Origin of the sequence: Rhodoplanes roseus (assembly GCF_003258865.1) — a bacterium.
GTDB lineage: Bacteria > Pseudomonadota > Alphaproteobacteria > Rhizobiales > Xanthobacteraceae > Rhodoplanes > Rhodoplanes roseus.
The window spans coordinates 33,400-34,956 of the sequence record NZ_NPEX01000035.1 but is presented as its reverse complement, the minus strand read 5'-3'; the positions used below and the strand labels follow the sequence as shown (position 1 = coordinate 34,956).

Annotated in this window: 2 protein-coding genes; one reads left to right on the top strand and one right to left on the bottom strand. The window is 64.5% G+C overall.

All coding sequences use genetic code 11. The annotated features are described in order from the left end of the window. Nucleotides 1–87: 87 nt before the first annotated feature. Entirely contained in the window at nucleotides 88–408 is a 321-nt protein-coding gene (locus CH341_RS07670; RefSeq protein WP_425376154.1) for a DUF1476 domain-containing protein, read from the bottom strand. A 322-nt stretch (nucleotides 409–730) separates the two neighbouring features. Here CH341_RS07670 and purC point away from each other — a divergent pair, with 322 nt between their 5' ends. After that, complete coding sequence (gene purC / locus CH341_RS07665; protein ID WP_201160186.1) at nucleotides 731–1,498, top strand: phosphoribosylaminoimidazolesuccinocarboxamide synthase; 768 nt, start codon at nucleotides 731–733, stop codon at nucleotides 1,496–1,498. Nucleotides 1,499–1,557: the final 59 nt, after the last annotated feature.

Sequence of the window (1,557 nt, the reverse complement as noted above, 5' to 3'; positions counted from 1 at the left end):
CGCCGAGGGCGGAGCGCCAGGATCGAAGCGATGGGGCGGCGGCCCGGCCGCCGCTGCGTCTCGGCCTTCGCTACTTGCCGGCCTTCACTACTTGCCGGCCTTCACGGTCTCCACGGCCCGATCCATCAGCTCCAGCATGGTGCGGCGGATCTGGTGGTCGGACTGCTGCACACCCTTGGCGTCGAAGTCCTTTCGGAGCTTCAGGAACACGTCCTCCTCGCCGGGCGACTCGAAGTCGGCGACGACGACCTCCTTGGCATAGGCTTCCGCCTCGGCCCCGGCCAGGCCGAGCTTCTCGGCTGCCCACAGGCCGAGCATCTTGTTGCGCCGGGCCGTCGCCTTGAATTGAAGCTCCGCGTCGTGCGCGAACTTCTTCTCGTGGGTCTTCTCGCGATCGTCGAAAGTCATGATGGCGTCCCTCGTAACTGACGTGCTCACGGTCGCTGCCGCCGCGGGGGTCGCTGCGGCTGGATTGTTGCCGGATTCCGGTCGTAAACGCGCCTTGCACACCGTTCGGATACGGTCAAGGGCAATGAGACGCTCGCGCAAGTCCTCATTGCACGCCCGGGCATGGCGGTCTATGTCGATTGTGCTCGTCGCCCCCATCGGATAGGTTCCGCTGGAATCGTGACGAGCGTGTCTCGCGTATGCTCGACGACGCCGCGGGCCTTGAACACAGAACTCGGAGCCACGGCATCCTATGGATTTTCTCAAGCCACGGTACACCCCCATGAGCCGCCGCCGCCGCATCTACGAAGGCAAGGCGAAGGTCCTGTACGAGGGCCCCGAGCCGGGAACGTTGATCCAGCACTTCAAGGACGACGCCACCGCGTTCAACGCCAAGAAGCATCAGGTGATCGAAGGGAAGGGTGTCCTCAACAACCGCATCTCCGAGTACCTGTTCCAGCACCTCAACGACATCGGCGTGCCGACGCATTTCATCCGCCGGCTCAACATGCGCGAGCAGCTGATCCGCGAGGTCGAGATCATCCCGCTCGAGGTGGTGGTGCGCAACGTCGCCGCCGGCTCGCTGTCGCAGCGCCTCGGCATCGAGGAAGGCACGCAGCTGCCGCGCTCGATCATCGAGTTCTATTACAAGAACGACGCCCTCGGCGATCCGATGGTGTCGGAAGAGCACATCACGGCGTTCGGCTGGGCGACACCCCAGGAGATCGACGACATCATGGCGTTGGCCATTCGGGTCAACGACTTCCTGTGCGGCCTGTTCCTCGGCGTCGGCATCCGTCTGGTCGACTTCAAGATGGAATGCGGTCGGCTGTGGGAGAACGACATGATGCGGATCGTCGTTGCCGACGAGATCTCGCCCGACTCCTGCCGCCTGTGGGACATCAAGTCCAACGAGAAGCTCGACAAGGACCGTTTCCGCCGTGACCTCGGCGGCCTCCTCGAGGCCTACACCGAGGTGGCGCGTCGGCTCGGCATCATGAGCGAGAACGAGCGTCCGATCGGCAACGGCCCGGTCCTGGTGAAGGGCTGAGGCCCGTCGAACCGGACCGACTGTCCGCCTGCGATCTTCGACATGCCGCGCGAGGCCTC

Excerpts from the sequence above, each read along its gene's own strand:
- CH341_RS07670 (WP_425376154.1), bottom strand. The coding sequence starts at position 408 with ATGACTTTCGACGATCGCGAGAAGACCCACGAGAAGAAGTTCGCGCAC.
- purC (WP_201160186.1), top strand. The coding sequence starts at position 731 with ATGAGCCGCCGCCGCCGCATCTACGAAGGCAAGGCGAAGGTCCTGTAC.